22 protein-coding genes and 1 tRNA gene are annotated in these 19,354 nt (G+C 69.8%); 5 read left to right on the forward strand and 18 right to left on the reverse strand.

From position 1 onward, the window contains the following. Positions 1-39: 39 nt before the first annotated feature. The 8 genes from F1721_RS06590 to F1721_RS06625 form a co-directional block, all read right to left on the reverse strand. Positions 40-1,518 (reverse strand): tyrosine-type recombinase/integrase, encoded by a 1,479-nt coding sequence (locus F1721_RS06590; RefSeq protein WP_150065671.1) that lies wholly within the window; start codon positions 1,516-1,518, stop codon positions 40-42. A 327-nt stretch (positions 1,519-1,845) separates the two neighbouring features. Then, on the reverse strand, positions 1,846-2,148 hold the full coding sequence (locus tag F1721_RS06595) for a hypothetical protein (RefSeq protein WP_150065672.1): 303 nt from the start codon (positions 2,146-2,148) through the stop codon (positions 1,846-1,848). Between the two features lie 202 nt (positions 2,149-2,350). Further along, positions 2,351-2,530, reverse strand: coding sequence for a helix-turn-helix domain-containing protein (locus F1721_RS06600; protein ID WP_150065673.1), 180 nt, complete (start codon positions 2,528-2,530; stop codon positions 2,351-2,353). A 295-nt stretch (positions 2,531-2,825) separates the two neighbouring features. Then, positions 2,826-4,277, reverse strand: a complete 1,452-nt coding sequence (locus F1721_RS06605) for a DUF3987 domain-containing protein (protein ID WP_246154366.1) — start codon at positions 4,275-4,277, stop codon at positions 2,826-2,828. A 305-nt stretch (positions 4,278-4,582) separates the two neighbouring features. After that, positions 4,583-4,909: a hypothetical protein gene (locus tag F1721_RS06610; protein WP_150065674.1), complete on the reverse strand. Its 327-nt coding sequence runs from the start codon at positions 4,907-4,909 to the stop codon at positions 4,583-4,585. Further along, a complete protein-coding gene (locus F1721_RS06615; protein WP_150065675.1) occupies positions 4,909-5,187 on the reverse strand; it encodes a hypothetical protein in 279 nt (92 codons plus the stop codon). The genes F1721_RS06610 and F1721_RS06615 overlap by 1 nt, the downstream gene beginning before the upstream one ends. Next, positions 5,187-5,594, reverse strand: coding sequence for a hypothetical protein (locus tag F1721_RS06620; RefSeq protein WP_150065676.1), 408 nt, complete (start codon positions 5,592-5,594; stop codon positions 5,187-5,189). Before F1721_RS06620 ends, F1721_RS06615 begins: the two co-directional genes overlap by 1 nt. Position 5,595: 1 nt before the next feature. After that, positions 5,596-5,871: a helix-turn-helix domain-containing protein gene (locus F1721_RS06625; protein WP_150065677.1), complete on the reverse strand. Its 276-nt coding sequence runs from the start codon at positions 5,869-5,871 to the stop codon at positions 5,596-5,598. 183 nt (positions 5,872-6,054) lie between these two features. Between F1721_RS06625 and F1721_RS06630 the strand changes: the two genes are divergently transcribed. Continuing rightward, positions 6,055-6,426: a GntR family transcriptional regulator gene (locus tag F1721_RS06630; protein ID WP_150065678.1), complete on the forward strand. Its 372-nt coding sequence runs from the start codon at positions 6,055-6,057 to the stop codon at positions 6,424-6,426. A 17-nt stretch (positions 6,427-6,443) separates the two neighbouring features. On the opposite strand, the gene F1721_RS06635 is transcribed toward F1721_RS06630, so the two are convergent. Continuing rightward, complete coding sequence (locus F1721_RS06635) at positions 6,444-6,647, reverse strand: hypothetical protein (protein WP_150065679.1); 204 nt, start codon at positions 6,645-6,647, stop codon at positions 6,444-6,446. A 149-nt stretch (positions 6,648-6,796) separates the two neighbouring features. Here F1721_RS06635 and F1721_RS06640 point away from each other — a divergent pair, with 149 nt between their 5' ends. Then, complete coding sequence (locus tag F1721_RS06640) at positions 6,797-8,203, forward strand: NsdA family TPR-like regulatory protein (protein ID WP_246154370.1); 1,407 nt, start codon at positions 6,797-6,799, stop codon at positions 8,201-8,203. Here the strand turns inward: F1721_RS06640 and F1721_RS06645 are convergent. The 7 genes from F1721_RS06645 to F1721_RS06675 all read right to left on the reverse strand — a co-directional run bounded on the left by F1721_RS06645 (position 8,178) and on the right by F1721_RS06675 (position 14,072). After that, positions 8,178-9,059 (reverse strand): phosphotransferase family protein, encoded by an 882-nt coding sequence (locus tag F1721_RS06645; protein ID WP_150065680.1) that lies wholly within the window; start codon positions 9,057-9,059, stop codon positions 8,178-8,180. The two genes, F1721_RS06640 and F1721_RS06645, sit on opposite strands and share 26 nt — an antisense overlap. Before the next feature lie 557 nt (positions 9,060-9,616). Beyond that, positions 9,617-11,407, reverse strand: coding sequence for an endonuclease/exonuclease/phosphatase family protein (locus tag F1721_RS06650; RefSeq protein ID WP_150065681.1), 1,791 nt, complete (start codon positions 11,405-11,407; stop codon positions 9,617-9,619). A gap of 606 nt (positions 11,408-12,013) precedes the next feature. Beyond that, a tRNA-Ser gene (locus F1721_RS06655) sits at positions 12,014-12,099 on the reverse strand. A gap of 43 nt (positions 12,100-12,142) precedes the next feature. Continuing rightward, positions 12,143-12,700, reverse strand: a complete 558-nt coding sequence (locus F1721_RS06660; RefSeq protein WP_246154372.1) for an RNA polymerase sigma factor — start codon at positions 12,698-12,700, stop codon at positions 12,143-12,145. A gap of 114 nt (positions 12,701-12,814) precedes the next feature. Continuing rightward, positions 12,815-13,030 carry a CsbD family protein gene (locus tag F1721_RS06665; protein WP_150065682.1) on the reverse strand — a complete coding sequence of 72 codons (216 nt, stop codon included), beginning with the start codon at positions 13,028-13,030 and terminating at the stop codon, positions 12,815-12,817. A gap of 68 nt (positions 13,031-13,098) precedes the next feature. After that, positions 13,099-13,587 (reverse strand): nucleoside deaminase, encoded by a 489-nt coding sequence (locus F1721_RS06670; protein WP_150065683.1) that lies wholly within the window; start codon positions 13,585-13,587, stop codon positions 13,099-13,101. Further along, positions 13,584-14,072, reverse strand: coding sequence for a tRNA adenosine deaminase-associated protein (locus F1721_RS06675; RefSeq protein ID WP_150065684.1), 489 nt, complete (start codon positions 14,070-14,072; stop codon positions 13,584-13,586). The genes F1721_RS06670 and F1721_RS06675 overlap by 4 nt, the downstream gene beginning before the upstream one ends. Positions 14,073-14,195: 123 nt before the next feature. On the opposite strand from F1721_RS06675, the gene F1721_RS06680 reads away from it, so the two are divergent. Next, the gene (locus F1721_RS06680; RefSeq protein ID WP_150065685.1) at positions 14,196-15,167 is read left to right on the forward strand and encodes a prephenate dehydrogenase; all 972 of its coding nucleotides are present in this window, start codon (positions 14,196-14,198) and stop codon (positions 15,165-15,167) included. A 347-nt stretch (positions 15,168-15,514) separates the two neighbouring features. On the opposite strand, the gene F1721_RS06685 is transcribed toward F1721_RS06680, so the two are convergent. Further along, the gene (locus tag F1721_RS06685) at positions 15,515-15,706 is read right to left on the reverse strand and encodes an antitoxin (protein ID WP_150065686.1); all 192 of its coding nucleotides are present in this window, start codon (positions 15,704-15,706) and stop codon (positions 15,515-15,517) included. A gap of 205 nt (positions 15,707-15,911) precedes the next feature. On the opposite strand from F1721_RS06685, the gene F1721_RS06690 reads away from it, so the two are divergent. Both F1721_RS06690 and F1721_RS06695 read left to right on the forward strand, forming a co-directional pair. Further along, on the forward strand, positions 15,912-16,601 hold the full coding sequence (locus tag F1721_RS06690; RefSeq protein ID WP_150065687.1) for a TetR/AcrR family transcriptional regulator: 690 nt from the start codon (positions 15,912-15,914) through the stop codon (positions 16,599-16,601). A gap of 35 nt (positions 16,602-16,636) precedes the next feature. After that, positions 16,637-17,818, forward strand: coding sequence for a cytochrome P450 (locus tag F1721_RS06695; RefSeq protein ID WP_150065688.1), 1,182 nt, complete (start codon positions 16,637-16,639; stop codon positions 17,816-17,818). Between the two features lie 60 nt (positions 17,819-17,878). Here F1721_RS06695 and F1721_RS06700 read toward each other — a convergent pair whose 3' ends face one another. Continuing rightward, positions 17,879-19,057 (reverse strand): MFS transporter, encoded by a 1,179-nt coding sequence (locus F1721_RS06700; protein ID WP_150065689.1) that lies wholly within the window; start codon positions 19,055-19,057, stop codon positions 17,879-17,881. Positions 19,058-19,354: the final 297 nt, after the last annotated feature.

A 19,354-nucleotide genomic window follows, 5' to 3' on the forward strand; every position in this document is an offset into this window, starting at 1 on the left:
GTCTCAGTTGCCCCGTTGTAGGGGCTTCCCGTGCCCGCGCTACGCGGCCGTCGGGTCGTCGCCCTCCTCCTCGTCGTCCAGCTGGTCGAGCTGCCTGCGCAGCTCCTCCGGCAGGATGGCCATGACCTGCTGGAGGACCTGGCGCAGTTCCTCATTGCGCCGGAAGATCGCGGCGACGTCGGGGGCCATCCCGTTCTCGTCCCGTTCCGCATCAGGCCACATCATGTCGCTCACCTGGTCGGCGATCGCGGTCACCAACTCGTGCGGGACGTGCATGTACCGCTTGGCCACCGACGTGTCGGACCAGCCCATGATCTCCATGACCGCGGGAAGCGGGACCTTCAGCACCAGGAGCATGGTCGCCGCGGTGTGGCGGGCGTCATGCAGTCGAGCATCACGCACGTTCGCGGCACGCAAGAGCGCTTTCCAGGCGTCGAAATCGACCGTCGGGTGAACTGGCCGTCCCCACCGGTTGGTAAAGATCCAGCCGCCCTCTTCCCATTCGTTGCGAGCGGTTTCGCGTTCGATCTGCTGGTGGGCTCGGTGCTCTTCCAACGCCACTACAACCGGATGCGGAAGTCCAACCGTTCGCCTCCCGGCCCGCGACTTCACATCGGTCACGACAACTCCACCACTGTGCCGCTGTGGACAGTGCGCTCCATACCGATGTCCGCATGGCTTCTCGTCAGAGCAGCCGTGCTTCCACACCTGCTGCTGAATCGCGCGCCGGATGGTGAGCGTCCCGCTCCCCCGCCGCTGTTCGCACTTCTCGGCACGGCACGCCTTTCGGCACGCGCTTTTCGCTGGGCATCCGTGTTTCCACATAACCACCATGTCGGACCACTTCAGTCCGAGTGCCTCACCACGTCTCAACCCCAGGGTAAGCGCGATGATGAATCGAGCACCGTTCCGCATCTCGGCAGCAGCATCGAGAATCCGCCGCGCCTCGTCCACAGTGAATGGAACGATTTCCTCTTCGTCCACACGAGGCGGTTTCGCGACCTTCGCAGGGTTCTCGGTGATGTACTTGCGCCTCTTGGCTTCATTCAGGGCCACGCGCGCAGTTCGGTGTGCAAGGTGTGCCGTCGCGGCCTTCAGCCCGTTCTGCTGCATCCGCGCGTAGAGCCGCTCCAGGTGTTCCGGCTGGAGCCGATCGAGCCGGTGCTTACCGACGCCGGGAATCAGGTGCTTGTAGACCGACGCGCGGTAGCCGACCATCGTGGTCGGCCGCACGGTCGCGGCCGCGATGTTCTCGACCCAGTGAGTCAGCCACTTCTCGACGGTCCAGGCCTTGCCCGGCTTGCGGACGTTCCCGTCGTCGCGAGCTCGTTCCAGCTTGCGGACCTTCTCGGTGACCTCGGCCTCGGTCTTGGCCTGGACGTGCCGCCGGTCGGGCCGTCCGTCGTCGCGGGTGCCGACGGTGACGCGGCCGTGCCAGTAGCCGTCGGCCTCGCTGAAGTAGATGCTGCTAGCTCCGTTGGGTGCCCGGGTGCCTTCCGGGCGGGGCTTGCGCGGCATGTGGTTGTCCTCCTAGTTGTGGGCGTGCGGGATCGCCGCGTCCTTTCAGCGCGGGGAGCGATAGGGCTGAAAATTGGGCTCTGTCGGGTTTCCGGGTTTCTGGGTTTGGTGCGGGCTGACTGGCGCAGCTGGGCCGGGCGCTGGCGTGGCGGGCCGAGTTAGCTCGGGAGTTAGATCCGCATCGGGCAGTTAGGTTCCTAACTCCGGGGTTAGGTCGCCCGTTCTGGCCTGTGACCTGCGGGGAGTTAGGGAGTTAGGCGAGTTAGATCCGGGCTGAGAGCGTCCGGAAGTGGCTCCCAACGGGTGGGGCTCGATGACGTAGCGGGCCTAACTCCCAGCCAGCAGCGGCCTGGTTCGGCGGCGGTGGCGGGTGCCTCGGCGTAGCCGCGGTGTGGGTATCGCTGCGCCAGCGCGGTCGAGCGCGAGCATGGCGGCGCGGAGTCCGGCGAGTGCGGCGAACCCGGCCAGGGCGACGGTGCGCACCATGCCGGAGGCCACCGCCAGCGCGCCAATCGCGAGTACGGGCAGCACCGCCCGCCACAGCACCACGGCCACAGCGGCCGCGATCAGCACGGCGAGCACTCCGAGCATGGCCAGGGCTCGGCCGAGGATGTCCAACAGCGGGTTCATGACGGGTTCCTTCCTGGTTCGGCTGGGCGGCCTGGTCGTTCGGGGACAGCGGGGACAGGCCCGCTTGGGGGTGTCCCCGGATTCCGGGTGGTGTTCGTGCTGATCGGCACCAATGCGGGGACTCGGGGGACAGCGGGGACACCCCCACCCCCCATGTCCCGGCCGTTCTGGTGCCGATCCACTGATCCGCTGGTCGCCCGCTTCACGCGGCGTGCTGCTGCTCCTCGGCCAGGCGTTGGACGTAGGCGGTGATGGCCTCGGCCGGGACTCGGCGGGCGTGGCCGATGCGCACCGAGTCGACCGCGCCGGACTTCAGTAGCCGGAACATCGTGGTCCGGCTGACCGACAACCGGCGCGCGGCGGCCTCAACGGTCAGCAGCACGCGCGCCTCGTCCTCCAGGGACCGGGGCGCGGGGAGGGGCCGACCGGGGCCGTTCAGCGAACCCGCGTTCCCAGCAATTCGGCCGGGGCATGGGGTGGGGCTCGTTGCGGCTCGGTGCGGGACCTGGCGGTTGGTGTGCTGGCTGCGGTTCATCGGTACTCCCGTGGTCGGGCGAACTTAGCGAACTTTCGAACTTTGGGGTTGACCTGCGGTTTTGGTGGTGGCCTAAGTTCGCGGGCCAGCGAACTTAGGTCAGCAGCGTTTTCCCTGGTCAGGGGCTAAGTTCGTAAGTTCGCTAAGTTCGCGGGGTGGCGAGGTAGATCCGGGTGGGTCGGCCGGTCTTGCCGTCGGCGCGCGCCCGTTCGGACTCGGTGATCTCTCCCTTCTCGATGAGCTGTTGGATGTAGCGGTCGATGTCGGCGGCCTTGGTCTTGCCCTGGAAGAACTCGGCGGTGACGTCCTTGCGGGTGCGCCCGGCCGGTCCGGCCTCGGCAATCCAGGCGGCCAGGCGCGGCGCGGTGGTGTCGTTGCCGCTGAACACGGCGCGGGCGGAGGCCACGGCGTAGCGGACGAACGCGGCGGCGGCGGTCAGGTGCTCGACGGTGATCAGCTGCACGCCGTCGAGCGCGGCGTGCAGCCCGGCCACGCGCAGGCAGTTCGGCGCGGCGCGGGAGAGGAACTGCTCGATCGGGCCGTCTTCGGCGCTGTAGCCGCCGAACTCGACGTAGAGCCGTTGCCACAGCGCGGCGGCGTCGCGGGTCAGGCCGAGTTGTCCGAGTCGGGAACCGGCGGCCAGGCGGGCGCGGAGGTCAACGGCCAGGTGGTCGAGCAGGGCGGGGTCTGCTCCGGTGCTGTTGGGCAGGAACTGGGTTTGGGCGACGAACACCGGTAGGAACCGGTTGTAGGTGCCCCCGGCCATGTCCGAGGCCGACAGCTTGGCCTGGAACTCCTTCGGGGTGATGTGGGCGAGGATCGCCACGTGGGTGTCGCGCACGATCCGCGCGTTCACGCCGAGGGTGGACAGGTTCCCGCCCTCCCACGCCGCCCGCAGCGTGGCCGAGAGGGTGTTGCCCTCGCGCTTCATGCGAGCCATGACGGTGGCCCATTCGGTCTCGAACGCCAACAGGCGGCGGTCACCAGGCGGCAGCAGGCTCGCGCGTTTCTTGCCCTTGCCCTGCTCCTCCTCGCCGTCGTCGGCACCGACCGCCCCGGCCTCGTCGTCGGTGAACACCTGCGTCAGCCCCTCGCCGGAGGTCAGTCCGGAGTGGATGTTGCGGTCCACGAAGTCCGGGTCGGTGGCCAGCAGCAGCCGTTTCGCGGCCGACCAGCCCGCGCCCTTGCGGCCGACCCCAGTACGGCCGATGACCATCGGCCAGATCAGCAGCGGGTGCCGGTCGTCCCCGGCCCGCATGTGCGGCCCGTCGCCGAGGTAGACCCCGGTCGCGGCCATCAGCGAGGCCAGGATGTTGGCGGGGTCGGCCTCGCTGGTCGGTTCCAGTCGCCGCACCAGCGAACCGAGGTAGGTGCCGAACATCGCCTCATCCCGGTCGGGCAACTCGGCGCGAGCGCGGCCGATCTCTGCCAGCGCGCGCCGCTCGGTCTCCGGGTCCAACGCCAGCGGCGAAGTAGCCGGCACCGCGGTCGCGGTCGCCCCGATCGCCTCGGCGGGGCCGGTGGGGTCGGGGACCAGGTGCAGCCGTCGCCGCATCTCGCCCGGCGCGGCGGGCGGTGTGTCGGGCTTACTCATGGGCTTTCGGCTCCGATGCGCTCGGTGGGGTGTTCGTGCTGTTGGCCGCCGGTCGAAACCCCCTCGACCGGCGGGGTCGACTCCCCTCGACTCATGCAGGTCACCGGTGGTGGTCGAGGGGTTCTCGGCGGGTTCTCCGGGGCTTCCCCGGCGCGGCTTCTCCGGGTTCTTCCGATGCAGGTGAGAAGGGGTGGAAAACCCGGTCCGGCGGCCGGTGGGAACCCGGCCGGTGGCGGTGTTCAAACCCTGTGTGGCGGCACAGGGCGGCGGAATGGCACCACCGGCCGGGAAACCGTGGGCCGGGCTCAGTTCGGCCAGAGCACGTCGGGCTCGACCTCGATCGGATGCGCCCTGGTGCCGGTCGGCGGGTGCTGCATCAGCACCGAGATCGCCTCCGCCCGGGCCTCCGCGAGGGTGTAGCGGGGGCGGTCGAACGCCGGGCCACCGCGCTCGGTCAGCTCGGCCATGCCCTGCTCCAGGCGCTCCAGCGTCGCGCCCGGCACCCTCAGGTGCAGCTGCCCGATGAACCGGGCCAGGTCCGAGATCTCGGCGTCCATCAGCTGCTCGTGGGTCAGCGGGCACCGGTAGAGCGCGGTGACCATCCCGTGCCGGGTCACAGCCTCCGAGGACATCACGCCACCCCCTGGCCCGGCTCCGGGTTGGCCCGCACAGCCCGCGCCAGCGCGCGAGCCACCTGGTAGCGCTCCCGCTCGAACCGCGGGCCGCCGCGCTCGACCAGCGCAGCCAACCCCTGCTCCAAGCGCTCCCGGTCCTCGACCGGCAGGCCCTCGGCCATCGCGGCGACGTAGTCGACCAGGTCGTCCAACTCCAGCCGGGGCAGCAGCGTGGTGGGGATCGGCGCGACGTAGAGCAGCGTCGTCACCCCGTGCAGATCCAGCGGAGTCCGCATCAGGCGCTCACCGCCGTCCGCGAACGCACCTGCCGCCGGGCCGAAGGCTTCTCCGAGACCGGGGCGAACAGCTCGATCACCCGCGCCTGAATGGCCTGGACAAGGACGTACTCCGGCGTGCCGGGCTTGGCCTCGGCCATGGTCCGGCGAGCCGCGTCGATGTTGTCGCCGGTGTCGTTGATCAGGGTGTCGAACACCAGCTTGTGCGCGTACTCGACGTCGTCGAGGTCCGACAGCGTCCCGCCGAGGACGATGCAGGTGTAGTAGGCCGCCGCGATGTCCTCGTAGGACATCGGCACGCTGATCGTGACCTGCAGGGCGGCTGGGGTGTTGTTGAACGCCCGGTGTGCCGCCTCGAACTCGGTGTACTGGCCGTTGATCTGGCCGAAGGCCTTCTGCTGCGCCATCTCAGGCCACCTCCCCAACCTGCGCACCCTGCGCGTCATCAGCGGCCTCAGCGGCCGACTGGTTCCCGGCCACGAACGTCTCGTAGGCGGCCAGCGAGCACGCCTCGACGTAGGCGTTCAGCGCCCACCCCGGGACCCGCAGCGCGCCCTTGCCGGTGCCCAACTTCAGCGCGCCCAGCTCGCCGGACTCGATCGCCCGGTAGATCGTCTGCACCGAGACGTCGAACATCTCGGCCACTGCCTTCACGCGGAAGACCGCGTTACTCTCGAACTGCATCGACGCTCCCAAAAGTCTCGATGTGCGCCCCGGCTGGTGTTGCAGCACCGGTCGGGGCTTTTTCGTGCCCCCTGACTCCCTGGGAACCAGAGGAACGAGAGGAACAGTAGCCAGGTGTGCCAGGTGTGTCAACACACCTGGTTGACCAGCTCTGCTACTTGACGGGGCAGTACCCTGTCTGACATGGGAAAACTCGACCCGAAAAACCCCCAGCCGCCGTACCTCCAAATCGCCGAAGACCTGCTTTCGGCGGTTCGCGACGGCAAGCTGAAGCCAGGTGATCAGCTGCCCTCCTACAGCGCCCTCGCCCGCGACTACGGTGTCGCGGTCGGCACCGTCCGCAGCGCACTCGACGTCCTCCGCGACCGCTCGGTGATCGTGACCCGACATGGCACCGGTTCGACCGTCCGACCGGACCTCGACCCGGCGACGCTCCCGCCAGCCATTGACCGGCCCGTCGCAGTGCAGCCCGCCGACCTCACAGAGGTCTTGCGCCTCCTGCGCGACATCAGCGCCCGCCTGGCCGTGCTGGAAAGTCGGCTCGGTGCCGACTAGTCGGCAGCGCCCCTCTCTCACTGCATGACTCCCCGGAAGAACGAGGCCAAGCTCTCGACTGCGCCGCCGAGCAGGTCGAACACGCCGTTCACGAACGCCGCGGCATCGCCGGGATACTTGACGACCAGCACCAGCAGCGCAACACCGACCAGTAGCCAGATCACCTTCGACAGTGCGCCACCGCCAGCCTTCGGCATGATCGGCAACGAGTTCTTCGCCATGCTGTCCTCCTCGGTTCATGAGTCCCAGCCAGTCCACTCCGGACCGCTCGGTTCCTGGTGTCGCTTACGAACCCAGGAAACCCCGGCAAAAGTGGCTCCAACAGGGCACACAAGGGGGCACACTTGAACACTCGGGAGCACAGACGGAGGTGACCTTGGAGGGCAACGAAGACCTCGCTGCCCTGATGCGCGAGGCCGGTTTCCTGAAGGGCGACGGCTCAGTCGGGCTGAAGGTGTTCGCCCGCGCCGTGAGCCGACATTCAGACCGGACGTACACGCACACCTACGTGAAGCGCTGGCTCGGCGGCATGGTGCCGCGAGACGACATGACGCGCCGCGCGATCACACGTGCCTTGAGCGAACGGCTCGGCCGCGCGGTCGGGCTCAGCGAAGTCGGCTTCGGCACGGCCGAGAAAGTGCCTGCTCACCTCGGGCTTTCGTACCCGGACAAGGCTGCTGAGGGGATCGCGATCGTTGGCAGCCTGTGGCAGGCAGACCTGGCCAACACCACAGCGCTGCTCAACGCGCCGACCAACGTCGGCGCGTGGAACGAGGCTTCACTGTCCTGGCTGGTTGCGGCCCGGCACGATACCGCGAATGGCTCTGGGAAACGGCGCGTCAGCCCCGGTGACATCGCGGGCGTCCAGAGCATGACCGAGATGTTCGACAGGCTTGACGGCCAGCACGGCGGCGGGCATGCCCGCCGCGCCCTGATCGAGTTCCTGCGGACCGACCTGGCGGCCCTGCTCCGCGGCTCCTACAGCGATGAGACCGGGCGTGAGCTGTTCAAAGTCGCATCTCAGGCGACCCTGCTCGGCGCGTGGATGTCCTACGACGCGGGCCTGCACGGCCTTGCTCAGCGGTACTTCATCCAGGCGCTCAAGCTGGCCGAGTCCACCGGCGATCGCCTTCGCGGGGCCAGCATCCTCGACGCCATGAGCCACCAGGCCACGTTCCTCGGCAAGTACAGGGAGGCCGCGAACCTCGCCCGCGCTGCGCGAATGGGAACGGAGACCGCCGGGTCGCCAAGCGCCTCTGCGCACTTCTACGCGATGGAGGCCCGCGCCCTGGCTCGTCTCGGCGACGCGGCCGAGTGCGACCGGGCCATGTCCGCAGCTGTCCGCGAGTTCGAACGCCGCAACCCGGAAGACGACCCGGCCGACTGGTTCGCCTACTTCAACGAGGCAGAGCTAGCGGCGGAGCTCGGCCACTGCAACCGCGACCTCGGCCGGTCGGTCGACGCCAGCACCTACGCCGCGCAGTCGCTCGGCCCGACCGAGAGCGGGTACGTGCGGAGCGACTTCTTCGCGACGATGGTCCTCGCGGACGCATACCTGGACCAGGGCGAAGCTGAGCAGGCCTGCCGCGTAGCGCTGGGGGCGCTCGAAATCGGCGAACAGCTCAAATCGGCCCGGTGCCAGGCCTACGTCGACGAGTTCCGGCAGCGCCTCGACCGAGTCGGCAACAGCGCGACGGTGCGGGACTTCGCAGAGCAGGCGTCGAATACCCGCCTGTGGCATCCCGAGGACGCTAGAAGGGCGCCCAATCTCGCCTAGTCCCGCCCGTCCTGATGGCCTCGACCCTCTTCCGCACTTCGGCGGCAGCGCGGGCGTCCTCACCCGCCTTGCCGCAGAGCCAGAGCGTCATCGAGATCTCGCGGTAGTCCGCGAGGACGCGGTACCCCGGCCACTCCATGACGTCGAATCCGTACACCTTGACGAACGTCCGGTACTCGTCTTCGGTGTGCCATCCGAACCGCTCGTAGAAAAGCGCGGTTTGAACGAGATCCCATTCCCGCGGCCCTATGCAAAAGCTGTCTAGATCGATAAGGACGGGACGGCCTTCACGGTCCACGATCACGTTTCCGACATTCGCGTCTCCGTGAATCACACCAGGTCGGAGCGGGAATTCCAGAGTCTCGTACTGGGCCCGGAGGTCAGCAATCCGATGCCGTAGGAATTCAGCGTCGCCCTGGTCGATCTCCGCCAGATTCAGCACCCGGCTATCAAGCTCCGAAAAGGGCTCTTTCATCGGCAGATCCAGCGATGGTTCCGGAAGCTCATGCAGGCGCCGGATCAGCTCCGCAACGCCCTCGATCGGCGAGTACTCCTCGCGTTCCGAAACGGACTCCCAGAACGTGGCCACGTGGCAATCGACCTCGACTGGCTGATCGACGTTCAGTGCGCGCGTGGCTGGGTAGTCCTGCGCTTCCAGCCAGCGAGCTACAGCCACCTGCTTTCGAGCGTTCTCAATCGACTCGCCATCGCGGGTAATCCGTACAATTACGGGCGTCTTCAGCCGGTACACCGCGTTCGAGCCGATGCGGATCAGCTCCGCTCCGGCCGGGTCGAGCCCGACCTGCTCGCATGCGGCCACCAGCGCGTGTTGCGCGGTCTCCTGAGTCAAAGCCATTGGTCTTGGCCTCTGTCCTTCCCACTCGCATCACCGGTTCCGAACGTACCGATGTCCGTTGTCCTGTACAGACCTCCGCCGGTCGAACCGCGCCTGGTGGATGGCTGGAACAGTGGGGGGCGGGCGACGGAGGCCCGGGCGCGCGGCTCAGCAGGCCGCTGGCGGCCGATCGGCCAGGGAACTGGATTGGAAGCTGCCGCTGAACGCCGGGCCTCAGCGAGGCTCTCAGGAGGCGCTGAGACGGCCGTAGAAGCCACGAACCGACCGCGCCCATGTGGATAGACCCGCCAGCACGGTCACGCACTCTCGGCCGTCGCCGTGATCGGCTCAATTTCCGTCTCAGTTCGCACCCGTGCCACCCACCCCCCACTGTTCCAGCAATGACGCTGACCAGCACGGATGTACGGCTGGGTACCTGTGTTGACCCGCGCCATCGGAATTGGAAATCGTGTTGGGTTAACAGCCCTCACGGGTTCGAATCCCGTATCCTCCGCTCTTCAGGCGGATGCCCCGCGAGATCTGATCTCGCGGGGCATCCGCCTTTTTCGCGCCAGGGGTCAGCGGACCGCGAAGCGGGCGATCTGGGGGTCGTGGTCGCTGGCCTGGTCCGCGAACTCCGCGTTGATGTGCACCAGGTCGTAGTCCGCCGGGAGCGACGGGGTCGCCAGGATGTGGTCCAGCTGCTGGGAATTGCCCTCGTAGACGTAGCTGTAGCGCTCCAGCGGGGGCAGGGCGTCCGCCAGCGGGACGAGCGCGCCGCCCTCGGTCAGGCGCTGCACCGCCGGGGAGAAGCCGTAGTCGTTGAGGTCGCCGAGAACCACCACGCGGGCTTGGTCGTCGATGGCCCGGGCTTCGTCGACGAAGCCGCGCACCGCCTGCGCCTGCTGGTCGCGCTGCAGCTCGGAGACGCGCTCCGGCGGCTGGATGCGGCCGTGCAGCGGCTGATCGCCGCCCTTGGAGTTGAAGTGGTTGGCCACCACCAGGACCGTCCGGCCGCGGAACAGGAACTCGCCGACCAGCGGCTTGCGGCTGTCCTCCCACGCCTCGTTCGCCGGGTCGATGCGGCCCGGGGAGGCGCTCAGCCCCACCCCGTTGCCGCGCTCGACCGGGTGCACCGGGGTGGTCGCGTCACCGCCCGGTCGGTCCACGAAGGACACTCGCGCCGGGTTGTAGAGGAACGCCACCCGGATGTTGCCGCCGGGCTGGCCGCCGTCGGCGTTGTTCTGCGGGTCGATCTGGCGCCACAGGTAGCGCGGGCCGCCCGCCGCCGCGATCGCGTCGGTGAACTGGCGGAGCGTCTCGTCGGCGGCCACCACGCCGTCGTCGGTCGGGCCGCTGTTGTCCTGGACCTCTTCCAGCGCGACGACGTCCGGGGACGCCAGGTGCTCGACCACGCCCTGCGCGAGGCGGTCGAACTTCGCCTGGTCGTTGCCCGCCGCGAGGTTCTCCACGTTGTAGGTGGCGATCGCCAGCTCGTCCTTGCTCTGCGGGCGGGTCGACTCCGGCCGCAGGTCGCCCGGCCGGTGCTCGCCGAGGCGCGTCGCCGCCAGCACGTACCCGCCGAAGCGGGAGTAGTCCAGCGGGCCTTCGGTGCTGCCGCGCAAGCCATCGCCGACGTCGGCCGCGGGGAACGGGCCGTCGGCCAGCGATTCGACCTTCAGCCGCCCCGCGTTGGGGTCGGCGTAGCCGGTGTAGGTGGCACCGCCGCGGCTGTTGGCGTTCTGCTCCGGCTTGGTGGTGATCCACAGCGCCCGGTAGCTGTCGGTCGGCCCGACGACCCGCGCGTCGTCCACCCGCAGCAGCATGCCCTCGCGCGACTCGTAGTAGTCCAGCGCGTAGTGCTGCGGTTCCAGCTCCCGCTTGTCGATGTTGCCGTCCAGCGGCGCGAACTCGGCCGGGACCGTCTCCGGGCCGACCACTTCGGCGGGCACCTCGCCCCGGCCGGTGACCTGCCAGCTCGCCTCGACCAGCTCGGTCACCGACTGGTTCGGCGTGGTCTCCGGGGTCTCCCCGCTCGCGGTCGGGTAGTACTCGGCGACCTTCCCGTCCACCGCCACCGCGTCGCCGACGGCCACCGCCGGGGTCTGCTCGCCGGTGAAGACGAACAGGCCCTCGCTGGTGCGCGGATCGCCGTCGGGCTCCGGGTCCTGGAGCCAGAACCCGCGGGCCGAGCCGTGACCGCGCACGCCGGTGACGACGCCGGGCACCCCGGTCACCCGCTGCCCGTCCAGCGGGGACACCCGCGCAACGCCCTGGATGTCGTGGATCCGGACCGCGGTTCCGGCAGCTGCGGCGGGGGCTGAGGACAGCAGCACCCCGGTAGCGACGAGCAGTGACGTGATGCGCACTTCGGCTTCCCCTCGCCAAGCGACATGATCGACGAGAAGCTACCCGCCCGAAGCGACGCACGACACACGATCAAGTGAACAAGAGGCCTGCTGGACCAGCCCGCGCCTCCCCTCAGCCGACAGCCAGCGATGCGAGGCGGCGCCCGATGAACGGCAGTTTCAATTGAAACTGTGAATCGCCGTGGGTGGAGAGCACAGTTTCAATGAGCCTTTTTCATCCTGCCCGTGGACCGCAGCTGCGAAGGGCGAACTGCACCGATCGGCGAGGGTCGCATGCGCCGCAGGCGCATAACCCACCCTCGCAACTCGCACCGCCGCGGGTTCTCAGCGTTCGCCTGGCGAGGACGGCCCTGACGCCGTGTATTGGTCATACATCAGTCAGGGCACCCACAGCCAGGCGGGCGCTGAGGTTCCGCCACCCGCACCGCCACGCAGAACGAGGTTGGAAAAACCTCAATTGAAACTGCGGCCTCCCGCGGACATCGAAGGTCGAAAGCCTTCCGGGAGCGGGAACCACCGGCAGGAGCGCCGGTGGGCGGTCGGCGAGGGCCGGGAAGGCGGTGTGCGCATGAAAAAGCCGGTCCCCGCGGGGACCGGCTTCTCGAGCGGTAGCGGTGGGATTCGAACCCACGGTGGCTGTTAACCACACGCGCTTTCGAGGCGCGCTCCTTCGGCCGCTCGGACACGCTACCGCCGACTAGGCTACATGTTCGGTTCGCAGCTCCGGACGGGGGGTCAGCGCCAGGCTCGGAGGGCGTCCGCCAGGGCCGCCCTGGCGCGGAACAGCCGTCCGCGCACCGCTTGCTCACCTGCGCCGACGCGCTCGCCGATCTCCAGGTACGACAGGCCGTCGATCTCGGCGAGCAGCCAGACCTCGCGCTGCGCGGGCGGCAGGGCGGCCAGCGCGCGCAGCAGCTCCAGCACGCCAGCCCCGGATTCGACCGCTCGCTGCGGGTCGGCCAGGGGCACGCCGCCGGACACCGAGCGCTGCTCGGGCACCGACCACACCGGGTCGGTGCGGCGGGTGCGGCGGGTGCGCAGGACGATCAGGCAGCGGCGGCGGGCGATCTGGAACAGCCAGCTCCGCAGCGCAGCCGGTTCGTGCAGGTCACCGGCACGCCGCCACACCGTGATGAAGGCGTCCTGGACCACGTCCTCGGCGTCCGCGCGGTCGCCCAGCATCCGCAGCGCCATGCCCAGCAGCGGGGCCGAGCAGCTGTGCACCAGTTGTTCGAAGGCCGCATCGTCACCAGCGGCGATGCGCTCTGCCAGCACCGCATCGGTCGGCTCCACGTCACTCCCCTGCAACGCGATGGGTCCGCCCCGGCGAAGCGGAGCGGACCCATCGTCACAGGATCCGGTCGCGAAGACGGCCCGGACAGGCCACCCGAACCGGTGGAATATTCCCTACTTGTCGTCGTCGCGGAGGCGGTCCTTCACGTCGTCCACGGCCCCGGCCGCGCGGTCCTTGATGTCCTGACCGGCCTCCTTGGCCTTGCCCTCCACCTGGTCGCGCTGCCCGGCACGCTTCATCTCGTCATTCCCGGTGGCCTTGCCGAGGGCTTCCTTGGCCTGACCAGCCAGCTGCTCCGCCTGCTGCTTGGCCTTGTCGAACACACCCATCGGTCACTCCGTTCCTCGGGGAACACGTGCACCATGTTGGGTACCCGGAACGCCCCGAACGTCTCGGGTCAGTGGCCCACGTCACCCCGATGGGCGGCGAAGAACTCCTCCAGCACCGCGGCGCACTCGTCGGCCAGCACCCCGCCGACCACCTCGGGCCGGTGGTTCTGCCTGCGGTCCCGCACCACGTCCCACAGCGAGCCGACGGCGCCGGTGCGCGGCTCCCACACCCCGAACACCACCCTGGCCACCCTGGCCAGCACCAGCGCACCCGCGCACATCGTGCAGGGCTCGACGGTGACCGCGATCGTGCAGCCCTCCAGCCGCCAGCCGTCGTCGTGCGCGGCGGCCGCGGCGCGCAGCGCCAGGATCTCGGCGTGCGCGGTGGGGTCGCGGAGGGCTTCCCGCTGGTTGTGCGCCTGCGCCAGCACCCGCCCGGCCGGGTCGACCACCACCGCGCCGATCGGAACATCCCCAGTGGACGGAGCTCCGGCGGCGACGCGCAGCGCGGCCCGCACCAGCTCGACGTCACCGGCGCGGAAACCGGATTCGCTCACTGCTCCAACTTCTCCAGCAGCTTCTCGAAGTCGTCCCCGAAGCCGCAGCGCTGGGCGATCATCACCAGCTGCTCGTCCGGGTAGAGGTCGACCTCCTCGATGATCACCAGCAGCTCGCCCTCGGGCAGCCCGAGGTCGGCGAGGATGGCCAGGTTGCCCTCCGGCCAGACCTCCTCGTCGTCCTCGTCGGGCGGCTCGACGCGCAGCAGGTCCAGGACGTCCGCGGCGATGTCGTAGTCCAGCGCGGCGGCCGCGTCCGACAGCAGCAGGTCCACCCCGCCGGGTATCGGCCGGATGAGCACGAAGAACTCGTCGTCCACATTGCACATGCCGAACACCGCGCCGGTGGACCGCAGCTCGCGCAACGCCGTGATCGAGGCGTCCAGGCCGGTCAGCGCGGTTCTGTCCATCGCGCTGCACCGCCACCGCCCGTCCTCGCGCACCACGGCGACGGCGAAGCCCGCGACCGGCTCCTGCACCGTCATGGGGACACCGTAGAGCGTGAGAACGCCACCCGAAAGCACTATTGCGCGCTCGTAACCTTCCGAGCACCGAATGCCGCTCAACCGGGTGCGCCGTGACCCACCGGGGTCGGGCAGGATGGGTGAATGCGTGCCGTGTGCGTGATCGGACTGGGACTCATCGGCGGCTCGGTGCTGCGGGCCGCCTCCGCCGCCGGGCGCCCCGCCTGGGGCAGCACCGCCTCCGAGGCCGACGCCGCCGCAGCTCGGGCGGACGGCTTCGACGTCGTCGACGTGGACGCGGCGCTGCGCCGGGCCGCCGCCGAGGACGCGCTGGTCGTGGTGGCCACGCCGCTGACCGCCGTCCGCGAGGTGCTGCGGAAGGTGGCCGAGCACGCGCCCGGGGCGTGGCTGACCGACGTGGTCAGCGTCAAGGACCCGGTCGACGCCGAGGTCCGCAGCCTGCTGCCGGGGGCCCGGTACGCGGGCGGGCACCCGATGGCCGGGCTGTCCAGCTCCGGGTGGGCGGCCGGTTCCGCCGAGCTGTTCTCCGGCGCGGCCTGGGCGGTGACCCTCGAGGAGGACACCTCGCTGGAGGCGTGGCGGGAGGCCGCGCAGCTGGCGCTGGACTGCGGTGCGCAGGTGGTGCCCACCTCGGCGGCGGCGCACGACTCCGCGGTCGCCCGGATCTCGCACCTGCCGCACGTGTTCGCCGCGGTGCTCGCTGCGGTCGGCGCGGACGGCGGACCGCTCGCGCTGTCGCTGGCGGCTGGATCGTTCCGGGACGGCACGCGGGTGGCGGGCAGCTCGCCGGACCTGGTGCGGGCCATGACGGAGGGCAACCGCAGCGCCCTGCTCGACGCGGTCGACGACGCCCTCGGACGGCTGGGCGCGGCCCGCGGCTCGCTCGCCTCGACCGGCGGTTTGAAGTCCACAGTGGATACCGGCTACGACTCGCGCCGGTACCTGGAGGAGCTGGTGGCCTCCGAGCGCACGAGCACGGCGGTCCGCCTCGACGCCTCCGCCCCGCAGCGCCTGCGCGAGCTCGGCGAGCTCGGCGGCCGGGTCGTCGCGCTCACCGCCGACACCGCGGAGGTCGAGATCCCGACCTCGGTCTGACCCGACGAGTGCGATTTCAATGGAAATCAGACCTCCGATTTCCATTGAAATCGCGGAAGTCCCCGCACCGCCGTCGGCGTGTCGGGCGCCCGACACGCAGTGGAACCACAGTTCCAATTGAAACTTTTCCATCGTGTCCGTGAACCGCAGCCGCGAAGGGCGACCGGCACCGCCACGCAGAACGAGACTGGAAGAACCTCGTTGGCCCGCACCGGGCTCGGACGCGAAGAGAGGCCGCCCTGTGCGTGGGGCGGCCTCTCCATGATCCGCTCCGACCACTGCCGCACCGGGACGGCCCTCACCAGGTCCCGTGCCGCAGCGTGGGTCGGGCGGCGATGTTCTGCTGTCTACTGCTGACCCGGCTCGGGTTTCGAATCGCCCAGGAACTCCTTGCCCTTCTGCGCGGCCTGATCGATCTGGTCCTCGTGGCCGAACTTCTCCTTGGCCTTCTCCGCGGCCGCGTCCAGACCCTGCTCGACCTTGTCCCCGTGCTCCCGGCCCAGGTCCTGCAGCCGGTCCTTGAAATCTCCGAGTCCCATGGTGCTCCCTTCCAGGTCGCGGGATAAGTCCTCGGGCTACGCACGCCGAACCTAAGCCCGGGGCCCGGGACCTGCAGCCCGTCAGGATCGCGTTAACACGTTCGAGGGGTCTTGCCGCCGATGCGTTCCGGCACTACCGTTCGTTCTGACCAGATGACCAGATTTCAAATCCGGTCACGAAGTCAGAACCACCCGGAGGTGCCCAGTGCCGCAGCCCACCGAACGCGCCGACCGCATCCTCGACGCGGCCGGGGAGCTGATGATCCGGTTGGGCTACCGGAAGGTGACCATCGAGGACGTCGCCCGCCAGGCGGGCATCGGCAAGGGCACCGTCTACCTGCACTGGCGCACCAAGGAGCAGCTGTTCGAGTCGCTCATCCTGCGCGCGGCGATGGAGATGCTCACCGAGCTGGCGGCGAACCTGCGGCGCGATCCGGGGGAGATCCAGCCGCACCGCTTCCTGCGCGCCGCGTTCATCGCCACCCAGCGCAACCCGCTGCTGCGGGCGCTGGTCACCGCGGACGCGGAGCTGCTCGGCAGCCTCACGAAGTCCCCGGTGCGGGCCCGGGAGCAGGACCTCTCCGCCCGGTACCACGCGCTGATCACCAAGCACGGCCTGGTCCGCGACGACGTCCCGCACCTGACCTACGCGATCAACGCGGCCACCCTCGGCTTCTACACGATCGGCTCCCTCAAGCCCGGCGTGCCGCACCTGGACGACGAGACCGCGGCGGACGTCCTGGCGCACACCGTCCGACACGCCTTCGAACCGGACGACGACCCCGACCCGGCTTCGCTCGTCTCGGCCGCGAACGAGATCGCCGACCTGTTCGACGACCTGAACACGACCTACCGGGAGTGGATATACGCCGCTCCCGGGACCGAGCGGGGTTGATCCCCCCGCTCGACCACCACGGAAAGGGGCAACACATGACGACCCTCGCCGACACCTGGGGAATCAACGAGGCGCAGTTCTGGCTGCGCGGTGTTCGACCGGACCACCCGGTGGAGCACGACGAGGCGACGGGAATCTGGAACGTCTACGGCTACCCCGAGGTCCTGGCGGCCCTGAGCGACCCCAGCACCTTCTCCTCCAACACCCAGCGGTTGGTCCCGGAGACGAGCCCGCAGTTCTCCGAGGGCAACCTCGTGCAGATGGACCCGCCGGAGCACAACAAGCTGCGCAAGCTGGTCAGCCACGCCTTCACCCCGAAGGTCGTCGCGGACCTGGAGCCCCGCATCGCCGAGCTCACCAACGAGCTGCTCGACGCGGTCCACGACCGGACCGAGCTGGTCGCGGACCTGGCCTACCCGCTGCCGGTCATCGTGATCGCCGAGCTGCTGGGCGTGCCGAGCAGCGACCGGGGGCTGTTCAAGAAGTGGGTCGACGCGATGTTCGACAGCTCCAACCAGTTCTCGCTCAAGGAGCGGAGCAAGGAGCAGGAGGAGTACTTCGCCAAGGCCATGGAGCAGGTCCAGCAGCTGACCGACTACCTGGTCGAGCACGCCCGGGAGCGGCGGCGGCAGCCGCGCGAGGACCTGCTGTCGAAGCTGGTGCTGGCCGAGGTGGACGGGGCGCGGCTCAGCGACAACGAGGTCGCCAACTTCGGGATGGTGCTGCTCATCGCTGGCCACATCACCACCACGATGCTGCTGGGCAACACCGTGCTGTGCCTGGACGCGCACCCCGAGCAGTACGCGAAGATCCGCGCGGACCGGTCGCTGGTGCCCAGCGCCATCGAGGAGTCGCTGCGCTTCTTCAGCCCGTTCGCGGCCGTGTCGCGGTCGACCACCCGGGACGTGGAGCTGGGCGGGCGGACCATCCCGGCCGACCAGCTGGTGCTGTGCTGGGTGGCGGCGGCGAACCGGGACCCGCGGCAGTTCACCGACCCGGACGTCTTCGACATCACCCGCGACCCCAACCCGCAGATCGGGTTCGGCCGGGGCATCCACTTCTGCCTGGGCGCACCGCTGGCCCGGCTGGAGGGGCGGGTGGCGCTGAACATCCTGCTGGAGCGGTTCCCGAACCTGCGGACCGATCCGGCCGAAGCACCGGAGTTCCTCCCGAGCCCGGCCATGACCGGGGTCAAGAGGCTCCCGCTGCTGCTCTGAGACGGGGTCGGGGACCCACCGGTGGGGCGGGCGGCCCGGGGACCGTCCGCCCCCTCGGGGTCAGGCTGGCACCGCCTCGCGCTCGGGGGCCGGGACCGGTTCCGGGGCCGGGGTGGTCGGCATCCGCCAGAACAGGCCGAGGGCGAGCACGGCGACGGCGGCCGACACCGGGCCCAGCGCCCACCAGCCCCACTGCGCGGCGACCGCGCCGCCGGTGATCCCGCCGAAGCCCATCCCCAGGTAGAGCGCGGAGGAGTTGAACGCGATCACCACCGCGGCACCGGTCGGGGCCGCGGAGATCAGCCGGTGCTGGACCGCGGGCATGATCCCCCAGCCGCCGAGGCCCCACAGCACCAGCAGCACCGCTGTGATCACCGGCGAACCACCGGCGAGCGGCAGGAACGCCAGTCCGGCGGCGAGCAGCAGCAGCGAACCCGCGATGCCGACGCTCGACCCGAAGCGGTCGGTGATCCGGCCGACCACCGCGTTGCCCATCGCACCGGCGACGCCGTAGATGAACAGCAGCGCGCCGAGGGTTCCCGCCCCCGCGCCGGTCAGCGCGGAGAGCATCGGCGAGGCGTAGGTGTAGGCGGCGAAGTCCGCGAGGGAGGCCAGCATCGAGACCACCAGGACCCACGCGACGGCCTTGTTGCGCAGCACCGACACCCGCTCGCCGAGCCGCATCGCCGGTGGCGCCGGGACCGGCGGCAGCGCCAGCAGCGCGGTCGAGGCGAGCACGCCCAGCCCTGCGATCACCCAGAACAGCCCCTGGTAGCCGACGGACTCCTCCAGCAGCACGCCCAGCGGCACGCCGATCACCGTGGCCAGGGTCAGCCCCGCCAGCACCATCGACACCGCGCGGCCGCGCCGGTCCAGCGGCACCAGGTCGGCGGCGATCACCACCGCGGTCGGGGTGAACAGGCTCGCGCCCAGCGCGCCCAGCACGCGCGCGGCGGTGAGGGTGCCGAAGTCCGGGGCGAGCGCGGTGGCGATGTTGCCCACCACGAACAGCGCCAGCGACAGCCACAGCAACCGTCGCCGCTCCCACTTCCCGACCACAGTGGAGAGCACCGGCGCGCTGATCGCGTAGGTCAGGGCGTGCACGGTGACCAGCTGGCCCGCGGTCGTGACCGGCACTCCCACGTGCGCGGCGATCGCCGGGAGCACCCCGGCGACCAGGTAGGACCCGGTGTTGATGACGAAGGTGCCGACGGCGAGCACCAGGAGCCGGAATTGCATTGGCGTCCCTCGGGATGGCGGGGTGGGCAGGGCAGCACGCAGCGCGCGACGACCCGCGGGCCGATCGCGTGGAGCTGGGAGGACCGAGACCTGTCGAGGCCTGCGGCGGGGAGTGTTCGGTTGGGGATTGACCCTGCAACTGCGGACGGCCGAGAAGGCCAGACCCGTTCTCGGTGTCAGGCGGAACAACGACCACAACGGGGCCGCACCCCGCATTTCGATCGCGCCCCGACGTGCGTTAACACGCGTGACCCGGATCACCGATCACGCGCCGGATCACCTTGTCCAGCAGTGGTT

This window comes from Saccharopolyspora hirsuta, from assembly GCF_008630535.1.
Classification (GTDB): Bacteria; Actinomycetota; Actinomycetes; order Mycobacteriales; family Pseudonocardiaceae; genus Saccharopolyspora; species Saccharopolyspora hirsuta.